Origin of the sequence: Enterobacter sp. PL1, from assembly GCF_945957325.1 — a bacterium.
GTDB lineage: Bacteria > Pseudomonadota > Gammaproteobacteria > Enterobacterales > Enterobacteriaceae > Enterobacter > Enterobacter roggenkampii.
The window spans coordinates 55,468-69,953 of the sequence record NZ_CAMFKT010000021.1; the positions used below are offsets into that span (position 1 = coordinate 55,468).

General features: G+C 57.0%; 12 protein-coding genes and 1 pseudogene. 7 read left to right on the forward strand and 6 right to left on the reverse strand.

All coding sequences use genetic code 11. The features are described 5' to 3' along the window. Nucleotides 1–8: 8 nt before the first annotated feature. A complete protein-coding gene (gene mglC, locus N6P30_RS18055; protein WP_008500921.1) occupies nucleotides 9–1,019 on the forward strand; it encodes a galactose/methyl galactoside ABC transporter permease MglC in 1,011 nt (336 codons plus the stop codon). A gap of 49 nt (nucleotides 1,020–1,068) precedes the next feature. Here the strand turns inward: mglC and N6P30_RS18060 are convergent, their stop codons facing one another. The 6 genes from N6P30_RS18060 to N6P30_RS18085 all read right to left on the reverse strand — a co-directional run bounded on the left by N6P30_RS18060 (nucleotide 1,069) and on the right by N6P30_RS18085 (nucleotide 6,422). Beyond that, nucleotides 1,069–2,457 (reverse strand): glutamine synthetase family protein, encoded by a 1,389-nt coding sequence (locus tag N6P30_RS18060; protein ID WP_032663190.1) that lies wholly within the window; start codon nucleotides 2,455–2,457, stop codon nucleotides 1,069–1,071. Between the two features lie 124 nt (nucleotides 2,458–2,581). After that, nucleotides 2,582–3,298: an outer membrane permeability protein SanA gene (gene sanA, locus N6P30_RS18065; RefSeq protein WP_008500918.1), complete on the reverse strand. Its 717-nt coding sequence runs from the start codon at nucleotides 3,296–3,298 to the stop codon at nucleotides 2,582–2,584. 127 nt (nucleotides 3,299–3,425) lie between these two features. Next, complete coding sequence (gene cdd / locus N6P30_RS18070; protein ID WP_021241502.1) at nucleotides 3,426–4,310, reverse strand: cytidine deaminase; 885 nt, start codon at nucleotides 4,308–4,310, stop codon at nucleotides 3,426–3,428. Nucleotides 4,311–4,439: 129 nt separating this feature from the next. Further along, nucleotides 4,440–5,135 carry a CidB/LrgB family autolysis modulator gene (locus N6P30_RS18075; RefSeq protein WP_008500916.1) on the reverse strand — a complete coding sequence of 232 codons (696 nt, stop codon included), beginning with the start codon at nucleotides 5,133–5,135 and terminating at the stop codon, nucleotides 4,440–4,442. Then, nucleotides 5,132–5,527 (reverse strand): CidA/LrgA family protein, encoded by a 396-nt coding sequence (locus N6P30_RS18080; protein WP_014884558.1) that lies wholly within the window; start codon nucleotides 5,525–5,527, stop codon nucleotides 5,132–5,134. Before N6P30_RS18080 ends, N6P30_RS18075 begins: the two co-directional genes overlap by 4 nt. A gap of 190 nt (nucleotides 5,528–5,717) precedes the next feature. Beyond that, nucleotides 5,718–6,422, reverse strand: a complete 705-nt coding sequence (locus N6P30_RS18085; RefSeq protein ID WP_032663191.1) for a type 1 glutamine amidotransferase — start codon at nucleotides 6,420–6,422, stop codon at nucleotides 5,718–5,720. A gap of 59 nt (nucleotides 6,423–6,481) precedes the next feature. On the opposite strand from N6P30_RS18085, the gene N6P30_RS18090 reads away from it, so the two are divergent. The 6 genes and pseudogenes from N6P30_RS18090 (at nucleotide 6,482) to N6P30_RS18115 (ending at nucleotide 14,299) form a co-directional block, all read left to right on the forward strand. Beyond that, nucleotides 6,482–7,279, forward strand: coding sequence for an AraC family transcriptional regulator (locus N6P30_RS18090; RefSeq protein ID WP_032663192.1), 798 nt, complete (start codon nucleotides 6,482–6,484; stop codon nucleotides 7,277–7,279). A gap of 41 nt (nucleotides 7,280–7,320) precedes the next feature. Then, entirely contained in the window at nucleotides 7,321–8,253 is a 933-nt protein-coding gene (gene dusC / locus N6P30_RS18095) for a tRNA dihydrouridine(16) synthase DusC (RefSeq protein ID WP_008500912.1), read from the forward strand. Between the two features lie 359 nt (nucleotides 8,254–8,612). Further along, nucleotides 8,613–9,902 carry a carbohydrate porin gene (locus N6P30_RS18100; protein ID WP_229020423.1) on the forward strand — a complete coding sequence of 430 codons (1,290 nt, stop codon included), beginning with the start codon at nucleotides 8,613–8,615 and terminating at the stop codon, nucleotides 9,900–9,902. Between the two features lie 166 nt (nucleotides 9,903–10,068). Further along, nucleotides 10,069–10,902 carry a BglG family transcription antiterminator LicT gene (gene licT / locus N6P30_RS18105; RefSeq protein WP_023293816.1) on the forward strand — a complete coding sequence of 278 codons (834 nt, stop codon included), beginning with the start codon at nucleotides 10,069–10,071 and terminating at the stop codon, nucleotides 10,900–10,902. A gap of 24 nt (nucleotides 10,903–10,926) precedes the next feature. Beyond that, nucleotides 10,927–12,892, forward strand: a pseudogene (gene bglF / locus N6P30_RS18110) (PTS beta-glucoside transporter subunit IIABC). A gap of 12 nt (nucleotides 12,893–12,904) precedes the next feature. Further along, nucleotides 12,905–14,299, forward strand: coding sequence for a glycoside hydrolase family 1 protein (locus N6P30_RS18115; protein ID WP_032663194.1), 1,395 nt, complete (start codon nucleotides 12,905–12,907; stop codon nucleotides 14,297–14,299). Nucleotides 14,300–14,486: the final 187 nt, after the last annotated feature.

Below are 14,486 nucleotides of genomic sequence, written 5' to 3' on the forward strand. Positions count from 1 at the left end.
GGCTCCTCATGAGTGCGTTAAATAAAAAAAGTTTTCTCACTTACCTGAAAGAAGGCGGTATTTACGTTGTTCTTTTAGTCTTGCTGGCAATCATCATTTTCCAGGACCCTACGTTCTTAAGCCTGCTGAACCTGAGTAACATTCTGACCCAGTCCTCCGTGCGTATTATCATTGCGCTGGGCGTGGCGGGCCTGATCGTGACCCAGGGGACGGACCTTTCTGCCGGTCGCCAGGTAGGTCTGGCGGCGGTTATCGCGGCAACCCTGCTGCAGTCGATGGAAAACGCCAACAAGGTCTTCCCGGAAATGGCCACCATGCCGATTTTCGTGGTGATCCTGATTGTCTGCGCCATTGGTGCGGTGATTGGTCTGATCAACGGTATTATCATCGCCTACCTGAACGTGACGCCATTCATCACCACCCTGGGCACGATGATCATCGTTTACGGTATCAACTCCCTGTACTACGACTTCGTCGGTGCTTCGCCCATCTCGGGCTTTGACAGCGGCTTCTCGACCTTTACGCAAGGGTTTATCGCGCTGGGCAGCTTCCGCCTGTCGTATATCACCTTCTATGCGCTGATTGCGGTCGCCTTTGTCTGGATCCTGTGGAACAAAACGCGCTTTGGCAAAAACATCTTCGCTATCGGCGGTAACCCGGAAGCGGCGAAAGTCTCCGGCGTAAACGTTGCCCTGAACCTGCTCATCATCTATGCCCTGTCCGGGGTGTTCTACGCCTTCGGCGGGATGCTGGAAGCGGGCCGCATCGGCTCTGCAACGAACAACCTTGGCTTCATGTACGAGCTGGATGCGATCGCAGCCTGCGTGGTGGGCGGCGTCTCCTTCAGCGGCGGCGTGGGTACCGTACTCGGCGTGGTGACCGGTGTGATCATCTTCACCGTCATCAACTACGGGTTGACCTACATCGGCGTGAACCCGTACTGGCAGTACATCATCAAGGGCGCCATCATTATCTTCGCGGTTGCGCTGGATTCACTGAAGTACGCCCGTAAGAAGTAATCGTTTCTCGCCATACCCGGCCCGCTCACCGAGCGGGCTTTTTTATGCCCTATGCCAGATGGGACTCCTCCTGCGTCACAATCCGCTCAAACCAGTCGAGTTCAGAAAGCTTGCAGGCGACCCACTGTTCGGAAAAGGCGTCGCCCAGGCTGTCGGTGAGATACTGACAGCAGGCAAAGGCCTCAATCGCCTCCTGCTGGAACAGCGGCAGTTCGGGTTGGTCGTGCTGCGGCTCAGGGAGATCCCCCTCGTCGATATGTTCCAGCCCGTACAGCATGCCTGTCAGGATAGTGGCTGTGACCAAATACGGATTCGCATCGGCCCCGGCCAGCCGGTACTCAATGCGACGGTTGCTCTCATCCGAGCAGGGAATACGCAAGGCGGCGGAGCGGGTGTTATAGCCCCAGGAGTTAAAGACGGGTTCCGTCAGGTTTTTACGCAGGCGACGAAACGCGTTGACCCCCGGCGCGAGAATGGCGACGGAGGCGGGCATCAGCGCCAGCTGGCCCGCGATGCACAAGCGCATCATGCTGCTCAGCGCGTTCACCGGCGAGGCAAAAACGTTCTCGCCACGGCTATCGTTCAGGCTGAAATGGATGTGCAAACCGCTGCCGGAGAGCTGGCTGAACGGCTTAGCCATAAAGTTGGCCTGAAGACCGTGCTTTTCAGCGACATAGCGGGTCAGGCGGCGGAGGGCCAGCACGTTATCACAGACCTCTACGACGCGCTGGCTGTGCTTCAGGTTTAATTCGTACTGTCCGGACTCGGCTTCCGCTACCACCCCTGACAGCGGGATGCGCTGCAGGTGCGCCAGCTGTTCCAGCTCGTCAAACAGCGCCGTATGCGCCGACGAGGTATCCATGTGAAAACAGCCCTGATTTTGCGGATCGCGATCGCCTTGTCCCGTCAGATAGAACTCGATTTCCGGGGCAATAACCGGGAAGAGGCCGTGCTGGTGGAAGCGGGCCACGACGTTCTGCAGTATCGCGCGCGGCTCAAGCGGGCAGGGGTTACCGTCGCTGTCCTTCATCGTCAGCAGGATCTGCGCGGTGTGCTCTGGATCCTGCGGACAGGGGCGTAGAGAACCGGCGACCGGGACGCACAGCCGATCGGGTTCATCATAAAGCGGGGCGGCGATGTTTCCCTTCTGGTCCATTGAGTAGACGGAAAGCGGAAAATAACAGCCTTTTTCCAGGCTCAGCATGCTCTCTACCGAGAGGCGCTTGCCGCGCATCGTGCCGTTGATATCGTTCAGGTAAACGTCAACATGTTTCGTTTGCGGGTAACGTTCCAGATAATCGGCCACTTCCACGGCAACGTTGTGCTGCAGGGCGTCAATTTTTTCATCCAGCCAGAGGCCAGAATTAAGTGCGCCAGGGAGTGATAAGCCGGGAAAGTTAAAGTACGGACGGAGACTTTTGAGGAAAAACGCATTCATTATCGAGTTCATAGTCATTCTTCAATGAAGCCGTAGCGGCAATGAACTCAGCTTAAAAGAGCCGACGTAAAGGGGAGATAAAAAGCGTCAGGCCCGGCGTAAAGAAAGTATAAAGGCGGCTCTGTTATTTCTCTTTTTTCTGCATATCCAGCAGCTGCTCGGGCGTGACGGCCGGATAACCCTGCGCGTCTTCCGGCACTTCGTGCATCGCCGGAATCGGTACCAGCGGGCCTAAAAAGCGCGGTTCGCGCTTAAAGATATACAGATCGGCCAGGGCACCAAAGCGGGCGCCGAACTCGCGGACGCGCACGCTCAGCATATCTTTTGGCGACGGCACCGCGTAGCACTGCGCCTGAATGCCCATGTGCAGGGCGATAAACAGCGCGCGCTCGCAGTGGAAGCGCTGGGTGATGATGATGAAGTCGTTGGTGTCGAAGACCTTGCGCGTGCGGACGATGGAGTCCAGGGTGCGGAAGCCCGCGTAGTCGAGCACGATATCGGCAGGATCCACGCCCGCGGCAATCAGGTCCTTACGCATCGTCACCGGTTCGTTATAGCTTTGCAGGGCGTTATCGCCGCTCAGCAGCAGGTAGTTCACCTTGCCGCTGTTGTAGGCGTTCAGCGCGCCCTGAATGCGGTAACGGTAATACTGGTTGATGACGCCGGTGCGGTAATACTTGGCGGTGCCGAGCACCACCCCAACCTGACGATAGGGCAGGTCCTGCAGGTCGTCAAAGATATAGGGGGCGGTTTTCCAGCTCATCCAGCGGTCGAGGCCGAGCACGATCAACAGCAGTATGCCGACCAGGACAGACAGGCTGTAAAAAACGCGCTTTAACATGCAGATGGCTCGTACCGAAGGTGAAATTTAACTCAGGCTACTTTACCCGCCTGGTTAGCGCAAGAAACAGCGACTCAACTGAGGGGTTTTTCAACAAACTGGCGGGCATTTCTGCCCGCCGGAAGGGTTACGCCAGCAGCACGCGGTCAATCGTTGTACAGCCCAGCGCTTTAAGCGTTGCGGCAGTGGCATCCCACTGAATCAGCGGCGCATCGGCAATTTCTGCCAGAATGGCGCGCTGAATGTCAGGATAATCATAGCCGTTCAGGCTCAGCAGGTTGAGTGCGCCCTGCAGCGGCGGCAGCGTTGGGTTAAACGCGGCGTTTTCCGCATAGCTGCCGATGAAGATGCGGCCATCGCGACACTGCAGCGCCACGCCGCTCGGGGACCTGCTGTACGGCGTGTGGCTCTTGTTGGCGGCGGTAATCGCGGCCTGGCTCAGGTCATCGCCGGACAGGGCGAAACCGTGGTCCTGCTCGTCCATCAGCAGGGTTTTGATCTCCAGATCTTTCGGGCCAAACGCGTCCGGCAGGTAATCCGCCAGCGTGTGCGGCGCGCGGCCCGGCAGGTTGATGCGCAGCTGCAGCCCGCTGTTCAGCTCGTTCATAAACTGACGGCAGTGGCCGCAGGGGGTGTAGTTCACGGTAATGGCGCTCAGCGCTTTTTCACCGCGCAGCCAGGCGTGGCTGATGGCGCTCTGCTCGGCGTGAACGGTTTGCTGCATGGTTGCGCCCAGGAACTCCATGTTGCCGCCGAAGTACCAGGTGCCGCTGACGCCGCGCGCAATGGCCCCGACGTTGAAGTGGGAGAGATCGGCCCGCGCGCAGGCGGCAGCCAGAGGAAGCAGTGCGAAAGCCAGCGCGTCTTCGTCCAGTCCCGTTGCCTGTTTCAGCATCGTGACCTGCTCCGCGGTCAGCAGGGCGGGGAAGTGCGCATCTGCCAGAACGGGAGCAAGGGCTGACTGCAAATTCTCTGCAAGCTGGGCGAAAGCAGCTTGAAAACGTGGGTGCATGGCGTTTGCCTCATAAAGGTTAATGGATCGGTAGTTTACGGAGCCGTCAGGGCTTTATATGTGATCCACTTCTCATTATGCATGCAACTTATGAAATCAAAATGAAATTTGCGCGACGCATCGCAAATTTTAGCCCATCACTGCCAGAATCAGCGGGAAAATGAACGGGGCCAGCAGGGAGGTAATAATCCCGCAGATCACCAGCGCCAGGGAGCTAAACGCCCCTTCCTGATAATCCAGCTCCGCGCAGCGGGCAGTACCCAGCGCGTGCGAGGCGGTGCCCATCGAGAGCCCCCGTGCCGCCTTAGTATGAATACGCATCGCGTTCAGCAGGGTGTGGCCAAACACCGCGCCGAGAATACCGACGAAAATGACGCACATCGCGCTGATGGCCGGAATGCCGCCGAGGCTGCCCCCAACCGCCATCGCGATAGGCGTGGTCACCGATTTAGGCAGGATTGACGCCGCAATCTGTGGGGAAGCGCCCATCAGCAGCGCCACCGACGTGCCGGTGATCATCGCCACCAGGCTACCCACAAAACAGATGGTAATGATGGATTTCCAGCGGGCGCGGATCTGGTGCAGTTGCTCATATAAAGGAAACGCCAGCGCCACGACGGCGGGTTGCAGCAGGTCGTTTAAGATTTTGCTGCCGGCAAAGTAGCGTTCGTAAGGAATGCCGGTGAGCAGCAGGAACGGAATAATCACCACCATCGCCACCAGCAGGGGGTTCAGCAAGGGCATTTTGAAACGCGCGGCAAGTTTACGTGCGGCGAAAAAGACTGCAAGGGTGAGCGGCAGGGACCACCAGATATTGTCCATCATTTTTTTGTTTTCTCCCCAATCACGTTACGTTCGCCATGCACCAGATGTGAACTCCAGCTCACCACCAGGAAAACCACCAGCGTACTCACCGCGCAGGAAACAACAATCGGGCCGAACTGGGCTTTGAGCAAATCAAAATACTGCATGACCCCGACGCCGATAGGCACGAAAAGCAGCGCCATATAGCGAATGAGGACGAAGCAGCCGGGATTGACCCACTTTGCAGGCAGGATTTGCAGCGCCAGCAGCACGAAGAGGATCAGCATGCCGATAATGCTGCCGGGAATGGTGATGGGCAGCAGCGACGCGATGAAAATCCCGGCATACAGGCAGGCGTAAATCAGGACGAATGCGCGCAGATATTGCCAGATAATGTTCAATGATTTGCTCATGGTGATAGTCCTTGCTGAAACGCATTCATCATACAATTAAACCTAAAAATGTGCCACGGATCACATCATGAATTTTGAGCATACCAGACATTCCGGAATGGAACGTCCGGTATGACCTTACTGGTGCAGGCTACAGTTTAGAGGAAAGGGATTGCGCTGGCGAAGTAACGCGCCAGAGAAGGCATCAGCGTCAGGCGGTCAGTTTATCGAGAAAAGAAAACAGCACCTGGTTCATTTCGCGATAATCGTGCGAACGGAGTTTTTCCGCCGTTTCGACAAAACGGAATTCACCCGCACGGCGGAGGTCATTCTGCGAATGCTCAATCAGCAACTCTACCACCTCCGGCGTCAGCTCCATATGGCACTGGAAACCGTAAACCCGTTCGCTGTACTGCACGATCTGGCGGGGACAGCCCTCGCTGTAAGCCAGAACTTTAGCCTGCGGCGTCAACCCAGGCATATCGTTATGCCAGTGACCGACGTTCAGCACGCTGCCAAAGTCCTCAAACAGCGGGTTCGCCTTACCTGCATCTGTGAGCCTGATGGGAAATGTGCCGATCTCTTTTTCCGGGCTATGACAAAACGCGGCGCCCAGCGCTTCACCGATAAGCTGCGAGCCCAGACAAACGCCTATCACCGTTTTACCTGCCTCTATCGCGCGGCTGATGAGTGCCTTTTCCGCCTGCGCATCAAACCAGGGGCATTCCTCACGCGTGGTGGCGGGGGACTGCGGGCCTCCCATGATGATAAGCAGGTCTAAGTTCTCCAGTTCCTCAGGTAACGAATCGCCCTGATACACTCTGGTGTAGCTCAGACTGCAGCCGCGACTTTTCCCCCAGATTTCATAGGCGCCAGGTGCCTCGAAATGTTCATGAATAATAAAATGGATGTGCATTGCGTCTCTCTCTGGTTACGTGTACAAGCAGCATCATAAGAGGAAGGGGGAAATGTGAAATGCCAACCGTTATCGATAAAACGCCAATTCACGACGATGCTATCGGATGGTCAAGAGGGGCAATTCGCTATACGCGCGGCGAAATCGATCCGCCTCACCAGCATTCGCAGGGACAACTTTTGTTTGCCATCAAAGGAGTCATGCTGGTCGAAACCGGCAGCCAACGCTGGGTCATACCGCCGCAGCGCGCGCTGTGGATCCCTCCCTTTCAGGAGCATACCTACAGCGTGTTATCCGCAACGGAGCTGCGCGCGGTCTGGTTTAGCCCGGCGCTGATAGCGCAATGCGAGCCTTTTAAGCGGAAAGACGAGGTTCACGTGATTATGGCCACAGCGTTGTTCAAAGAGCTGATTGCCGGGCTGTTCAGCGCGGAATACCGGCCGGCAAGCCAGCGCAGCATGGCCGTTTTGCTGCTCGACATCCTCAGCGAGACGCAGCAGATTTCTGCCGAACTGCCGATGCCCGTGGATGAGCGCTTACATCGCGTGGCCTGTGACATCATTGCCAACAATCTCTGGGATCTCTCTCTGGAAAGGCTGGCGGAACGGGCCGCGATGTCTGAACGCACATTTTCACGCGCGTTTATCAACGATACCGGCTTTAGCTTCCGGGCCTGGCGACAGCGCGCAAGGATTTGTGCCTCGCTGGATCTCCTCGCCAACGGATACCCGGTTAAGCAGGTGGCCTGGATGCTGGGGTTTTCCGGCCCGGCGGCATTTGCGGCGGCGTTTCGCGCCATTGTTGGGGCAACGCCGGGTGACTTTCTGCCTGAACAGAAGCGCTTCCCAGCGATATAGAGAGCGGCTACTATAGCGCGTCTTTTTTCACAGGTACTGCTATGCGTGTTTTACTGGCCCCAATGGAAGGCGTGCTCGACTCCCTCGTGCGCGAGCTTCTGACCGAGGTGAACGACTACGATCTCTGCGTGACGGAGTTTTTGCGCGTGGTCGATATGCTGTTGCCGGTAAAATCCTTCTTCCGGCTTTGCCCCGAGCTGCACAACCAGAGCCGGACCTCTTCCGGCACGCTGGTGCGGATTCAGCTCCTCGGCCAGTACCCTGAATGGCTGGCGGAAAACGCCGCCCGCGCGGTTGAGCTGGGCTCTTACGGGGTGGATCTCAACTGCGGCTGTCCGTCTAAGCTGGTGAACGGCAGCGGCGGCGGGGCGACGTTGCTGAAAGATCCTGAGCTGATTTACCGCGGCGCGAAAGCCATGCGCGAGGCCGTGCCCGCGCATTTGCCGGTGACGGTAAAGGTGCGCCTGGGGTGGGACAGCGATGCCCGACAGTTCGAGATCGCCGATGCGGTGCAGCAGGCCGGGGCCACCGAGCTGGTGGTGCATGGCCGCACTAAAGAAGATGGCTACAAAGCCGATCGCATAAACTGGCAGGCGATCGGTGAGATCCGCAAACGCCTCTCCATTCCGGTGATCGCCAACGGCGAAATCTGGGACTACGAGAGCGCGCAGGCCTGTCTGCAGGCCACCGGCTGCGATGCGGTAATGATCGGCCGCGGCGCGCTGAATGTGCCCAACCTCAGCCGGGTGGTGAAATATAACGAACCGCGTATGCCGTGGGCAGATGTCGTCACGCTGCTGCAAAAATACAGCCGTCTGGAAAAACAGGGCGACACCGGTTTGTATCACGTCGCGCGTATTAAGCAGTGGCTGAGTTATTTACGCAAAGAGTACGAGGAAGCGCTGGAATTATTTCAGGAGATTCGTACTTTACAGACGTCGGCTGATATTGCGCGGGTGATTCAGTCCAAATAATAAGCGTTAAATTGCTCACACTTTTTTAAAACAGAAAACAGTTCAGGTTTTCAACGTGGCGCGACGGTGTTAAGGTGCCACTGTTTTCAACGCAGGATTGTGACTGGTTAACAGGCAAAACCTAAGCGTTCCACAGCATTTTCGCTGTGGGGCGCTTAGGTTTTTTTTTGCCTGTCATTTACGCAGGAGAGATATTTGGCTTAGCGCTTTTTAATGATTTTTAAAAAAAGAAATAGTGACAGGAAATAGAAAAATTTCCTGCGGCCGGTTACGCACTCAATACTCAATCACAGGTTGTTATCATGGCATATAAAAATAAACTCTATGCGTTCGCCTTATTGGCGATATCCCCGCTGTCGATGGCGCAAGACTGGAACGGTACGGTATTAGGGTTTGAAGCTCCGCCGGAGCCTGTGCTGGGCGAAATGCTCGGCATACGTAAAATCCTTAACGATAACGGTTTTACCTATAATCTCGGATACCTGAATGAAATTGGCTGGAACGGCGGTGGCGGATATAACCACGACTCCCACGTGGCCTATATTGACCAGTTCGCGCTGACCTTCAACCAGGATCTGGAGCGCTGGACCGGTATCCCGGACGCGCGTATCGAGGGGAACATCGTCAACCGCAACCACAATGACGATCTCACCACCAAACGCGTGCAGGACCCGCGCGTCAACTTCAACGATCTGACCCAGGAGAGCTGGGGCGGGCAGTCGATTACCCGTCTGGGCTGGCTGACCTTTGCCCGCAGCTTTGACGACCGGCGTCTGACCTGGCGCATCGGGATGATGAACAAGGTGCAAACCTTCGATCAAATTATCCCCTGTGATTTTCAGCTGCTGTCCCAGTGCGGCGGAAAGTCAGCCAACTCGCTGACCTGGAACAACTGGAACGTGCACACCTGGGGCACCACGCTTGCCTATAAACTCACGCCGACGCTGACCTTAAAAGGCGGCGTGATGGAGCAGAATCCGCAGGCCGCCAGCCGCAGCCATGCCTGGAGCTGGTCGACGAAGGGCAGCAAAGGGGTCTTACTGCCGGTTGAAATCGAAGCGCGTCCGCTGATTAACGGCCTGCCGGGCGCGTACAACCTGGGCGTGGTGTTTACCAACGCGCCGCAAACCGATCTCTATCGCGGCAAATCCGGCGGGGCGGGCGCGACGGACCCGGACGGATTCGATACCCACAACCGGACCTGGTTCATGTACGCCGGGCTGAACCAGCAGCTTACGCAGCATCAGGATGACCCGAATCGCGGGTTGAGCACCTCGTTCAGCATGAGCCTTGCGGATCAGAGCACTAACTACATGCATCAGGTTTATGCCGCCTCGCTGCGCTACCGCGGACTGTTTGATGCGCGACCGGAAGACTGGATTGGCTTTGGCTTAACCTGGATTGATATGAGCAGCCAGTACGCCCGCAACCAGCGTTACCTGAACAGCCTGAGCGGCGTGAGCGACTACAACAATCCGGCCTGGCACCCGGTGCCGGGCCATTCCCTGAACGGCGAGTTTTACTACCGCTTTCGTCCGGTGTCATGGCTTGAACTGCAGCCGGGCATTCAGTACTGGCACCATCCCGGCGGGGTCAGTCGCACCCAGGATGCCTGGGTCACCGAACTGAAAACGGTGGTGACCTTCTGATATCACGGTAGCAAGTTCGATCCGCGTCACGTTTCTGACGCGTGACGCATTGAGGCTACGAATGAAACTGTTAGAGTGCCAGAACTGGATTGTTACTGCTTAGGCAGGCAAAACCTGATTTTCTGGCATCTGCCGGAGGTCAGGTTTTTTTGTTTCTGGGGTTCAGATGAAAATCGCCAAGATACTCAATAATAACGTGGTGGTTGTTCAGGATGAGCGCGGGCGCGAACAGGTGGTGATGGGCCGTGGGCTGGCCTTTCAGAAGCGCGTCGGTGAAGCGCTGGATACCGCGCGGGTTGAAAAGGTGTTTGCGTTACAAAGCGATGAACTGGTGCGTCGGCTTGGAGAACTGCTGAGTCAAATTCCGCTGGAGGTGATGACCACCTGCGACCGCATCATCGGGCTGGCGGCGCAGCGGCTGGGCAAGCTGCAGGAGAGCTTGTATATCACCCTCACCGATCACTGCTACTTTGCGATTGAGCGGCAGAAGAACGGGTTGGCCATCAAAAACGTGCTGCTGTGGGATATTAAACGGCTGTATCCGAAGGAGTTCGAACTAGGGCAGGAGGCGCGGGCCATTATCGCCAGACGCCTGAACGTCGAACTGGAGGAGGATGAGGCCGGTTTTATCGCGCTGCATCTGGTTACCGCGCAGCTGAACAGCGAAATGCCGGAGGTGATGCACGTGACGCGGGTGATGCAGGAGATCCTGCAGCTGGTGAAGTATCAGCTGCAGCTTGAGTATGACGAAGAGTCGCTCAGCTATCAGCGTTTTGTCACCCACCTGAAGTTTTTTGCCCAGCGGATGCTCACCCGCACCGTGGTGGAAGATGACGATGTCTCGCTGCATACGGCAGTCAAAGACAACTACGCGAAAGCGTGGAAATGCGCCGAGAAAATCGCACAGCACCTGAACAAAAGCTATCAGCGTGAGCTGACAACCGAAGAAATTATGTTCCTCGCCATTCATATCGAGCGGGTGAGAAAAGAGGGGCGTTAAGCCTCAAAACAGGATTGTTACTGCATCACGCAGGCAAAACCTGAGCGCGGCCTTCGTCAGAAGGTCGTTCTCGGGTTTTTTTATTTTTGTACTCAGTCAACAGGTGCCTGCGGGCATCGGATGTAAGGAAATCGAGATGGAATACCAGGCGTTAGCGAAGGATATTCTCGGCCACGTTGGCGGAAAAGAGAACATCGTCAGTCTTGTGCACTGCGCGACCCGGCTTCGCTTCAAACTGAAAGAGAATCAACGGGCGGATGCGGAAGGGCTCAAGAAAAACCCGGGCGTGATCATGGTGGTCGAAAGCGGCGGCCAGTTTCAGGTTGTGATTGGCAACCACGTTCACGACGTCTGGCAGGCAGTGCGCAATGAAGCAGGCCTGACCGACGACGCCCCTGTCGTGGAAGAGAAGGGCGAAAAGGGGAACCTGCTGGGCCGCCTGATTGACATCGTCTCCGGGATCTTTACCCCATTTATCGGCATTCTGGCCGCGTCCGGTATTCTGAAGGGGCTGCTGGCGCTGGCCGTGGTCTGCGGCTGGCTCACGACCGAGAGCGGCACGTATAAAATCTGGTTTGCCGCCAGCGATGCGCTGTTTTTCTTCTTCCCGCTGGTGCTGGGCTATACCGCCGGGAAAAAGTTCGGCGGCAACCCGTTTATTACCATGGTGATCGGCGGGGCGCTCACCCATCCGGTGATGATTGCGGCATTTAACGTCAGCCAGCAGCCGGGGGCGGTATCGGAAGCCTTTTTGGGCATCCCCGTCACGTGGTTCAACTACAGCGCGTCGGTGATCCCGATTATTCTCGCCGCGTGGGTCAGCTGCTGGCTGGAAAAACAGAGCACCAGGCTGCTGCCTTCCTCGATGAAAAACTTCTTCGCGCCGCTGATCTGTCTGGGCGTGACCGTGCCGCTGACATTCCTCGTTATCGGGCCGCTGGCGACCTGGCTGAGCCAGATGCTGGCGAACGGCTATCAGACTATTTACGTTCTGGCACCGTGGCTGGCGGGCGCGGCGATGGGCGCGCTGTGGCAGGTCTGCGTTATTTTTGGCCTGCACTGGGGGCTGGTGCCGCTGATGATCAACAACCTGGCGGTGCTGGGGCATGACTCCATGCTGCCCATGCTTTTGCCTGCGGTGTTTGGCCAGGTGGGGGCGGCGCTGGGCATTTTCCTGCGTACCCGCGATGCGCGTCAGAAAATGCTGGCCGGTTCATCCGTGACGGCAGGTATTTTTGGTATCACCGAACCCGCAGTGTATGGCGTAAACCTGCCGCTGCGCCGTCCGTTTATCTTTGGCTGCGTGGCTGGCGCTATCGGTGGGGCGATTGTCGGCTTCAGTGACACCCACGTTTACTCCTTCGGCTTCGCCAATATCTTTACCATCGCCCAGATGATTCCGCCGGGCGGCGTGGACGCCACGCTGTGGGGAGGCATTATCGGCACGGTGGTGGCGCTGGTGCTGAGCTGCGGCCTGACGCTGCTCGCCGGTATGCCAGGAAACACCGCGCCAGAGAATGTGGTCTCCGCGGGCGAAAACGATGTGCTATCGCCGATGACCGGTACCGTTCTTGCTCTCGACCAGGTGCCGGATACCACGTTTGCCAGCGGCCTGCTGGGCAGCGGCGCCGCGATTATTCCCTCCGATAACAAAGTGGTTGCCCCGTTTGCCGGCGTGGTGGCTTCGCTGTTCCAGACCAAACACGCCATCGGCCTGCTCAGTAACAGCGGGATTGAAGTGTTGATCCACGTGGGTATCGACACCGTGAAGCTCGACGGCAGGCCGTTTACCGCCCATGTGAAGGTCGGTGACAAGGTGCAGCCCGGCGATCTGCTGCTGGAGTTTGACCGACAGGCGATTATCGATGCCGGATACGACCTGGCGACCCCGATTATTATCAGTAACAGCGACGAGTATCGCGAGGTGGCGACCGTGGCGGCAACGTCCGTCAATGCCGGTGCGCCGTTACTCAGCGTCAGTCATCAATAACAGGAGAACGTGATGAAAACTTTCCCGGACGATTTTTTATGGGGTGGCGCGGTTGCCGCGAATCAGGTAGAGGGTGCGTATCTGGAGGAGGGGAAAGGGCTGTCCACCTCTGACGTTCAGCCGCAGGGTGTCTTCGGCCCGGTAGTTGAGCGCGTCCCTGGGGACAGCGGCATCAAGGATGTCGCCATCGACTTCTATCATCGCTACCCGGAAGACATCAAGCTGTTCGCCGAGATGGGCTTTAGCTGCCTGCGCGTCTCCATTGCCTGGACTCGCATTTTTCCGAACGGTGACGAGCAGCAGCCGAACGAGGCGGGGCTGGCGTTTTACGACCGGTTGTTTGACGAGCTGGCCGCGCACAACATCACGCCGCTGGTGACGCTGTCGCACTATGAAATGCCGTGGGGGCTGGTGAAGCAGTACGGCGGGTGGGGCAGCCGTCAGACTATCGGCTTCTTTGAGCGCTACGCCCGTACCGTGTTTGCGCGCTACAAAGAGAAGGTCAAGCTGTGGCTGACCTTCAACGAGATCAATATGTCTCTGCACGCGCCGATGACCGGCGTCGGTCTGCCGGAAACCAGCAGCAAAGGGGAGGTGTACCAGGCGATCCACCACCAGCTGGTGGCCAGCGCGCTGGCGGTGAAGGCCTGCCATGAGATTATCCCGGATGCCAGAATCGGCAACATGCTGCTGGGCGGCCTGATGTATCCCCTGACCTGCAAGCCGGAAGATGTTCTGGAGACGCTGCAGGAAAACCGCGCGTGGCAATTCTTTGGCGACGTGCAGTGTCGCGGCGCCTACCCGGGGTATATGCAGCGCTTCTTCCGCGACAACGGCATTCAGCTAGAGGTCACTGACGCCGACCACGAGGCGCTGAAATCGACCGTCGATTTTATCTCCTTCAGCTACTACATGACGGGCTGCGTCACCGCGGACGACGCCCTCAACCAGCAGGCGCGCGGCAATATCCTGAGCATGGTGCCAAACCCGCATCTGGCCAGTTCCGAATGGGGCTGGCAGATTGACCCCATCGGCCTGCGTACTCTGCTAAACGTGCTCTGGGATCGCTATCAGAAGCCGCTGTTTATCGTGGAAAATGGGCTCGGGGCGAAGGATAAACCGGACGCAGATGGCACGGTGCAGGATGACTACCGCATCAGCTATCTCAACGATCACCTGGTGCAGGTGCGGGAAGCCATTGAAGACGGCGTTGAGGTGATGGGCTACACCAGCTGGGGGCCCATCGATCTGGTAAGCGCATCAAAAGCTGAACTCTCTAAGCGCTACGGCTTTATTTACGTCGATCGCGATGACAGCGGGAAAGGCACGCTGGCGCGCAGCCGTAAGAAAAGTTTCTACTGGTATAAAGAGGTTATTGCGACAAAAGGCGCTTCGCTGAAAGTTTAATAAAGCGATCAACCTGACAGGGGATGTTCACCCTGTCGGGTTGATTATTTTTCATTTGCATAATTCAATTTAAATAATAATTTTGGTGAATACTTTTCCGTATATTTAAATCTATGACAATTTACGCATTGCCACGGATTACTAAAAAAATAAAGAGAATCAAGCGTAATTTGCGCCTTTATTTTTT

Bases quoted from the DNA above. Each gene is read 5' to 3' on its own strand.
- mglC (WP_008500921.1), top strand. From the start codon at position 9: ATGAGTGCGTTAAATAAAAAAAGTTTTCTCACTTACCTGAAAGAAGGC.
- N6P30_RS18060 (WP_032663190.1), bottom strand. From the start codon at position 2,457: ATGAATGCGTTTTTCCTCAAAAGTCTCCGTCCGTACTTTAACTTTCCC.
- sanA (WP_008500918.1), bottom strand. From the start codon at position 3,298: ATGTTAAAGCGCGTTTTTTACAGCCTGTCTGTCCTGGTCGGCATACTG.
- cdd (WP_021241502.1), bottom strand. From the start codon at position 4,310: ATGCACCCACGTTTTCAAGCTGCTTTCGCCCAGCTTGCAGAGAATTTG.
- N6P30_RS18075 (WP_008500916.1), bottom strand. From the start codon at position 5,135: ATGATGGACAATATCTGGTGGTCCCTGCCGCTCACCCTTGCAGTCTTT.
- N6P30_RS18080 (WP_014884558.1), bottom strand. From the start codon at position 5,527: ATGAGCAAATCATTGAACATTATCTGGCAATATCTGCGCGCATTCGTC.
- N6P30_RS18085 (WP_032663191.1), bottom strand. From the start codon at position 6,422: ATGCACATCCATTTTATTATTCATGAACATTTCGAGGCACCTGGCGCC.
- N6P30_RS18090 (WP_032663192.1), top strand. From the start codon at position 6,482: ATGCCAACCGTTATCGATAAAACGCCAATTCACGACGATGCTATCGGA.
- dusC (WP_008500912.1), top strand. From the start codon at position 7,321: ATGCGTGTTTTACTGGCCCCAATGGAAGGCGTGCTCGACTCCCTCGTG.
- N6P30_RS18100 (WP_229020423.1), top strand. From the start codon at position 8,613: ATGGCGCAAGACTGGAACGGTACGGTATTAGGGTTTGAAGCTCCGCCG.
- licT (WP_023293816.1), top strand. From the start codon at position 10,069: ATGAAAATCGCCAAGATACTCAATAATAACGTGGTGGTTGTTCAGGAT.
- N6P30_RS18115 (WP_032663194.1), top strand. From the start codon at position 12,905: ATGAAAACTTTCCCGGACGATTTTTTATGGGGTGGCGCGGTTGCCGCG.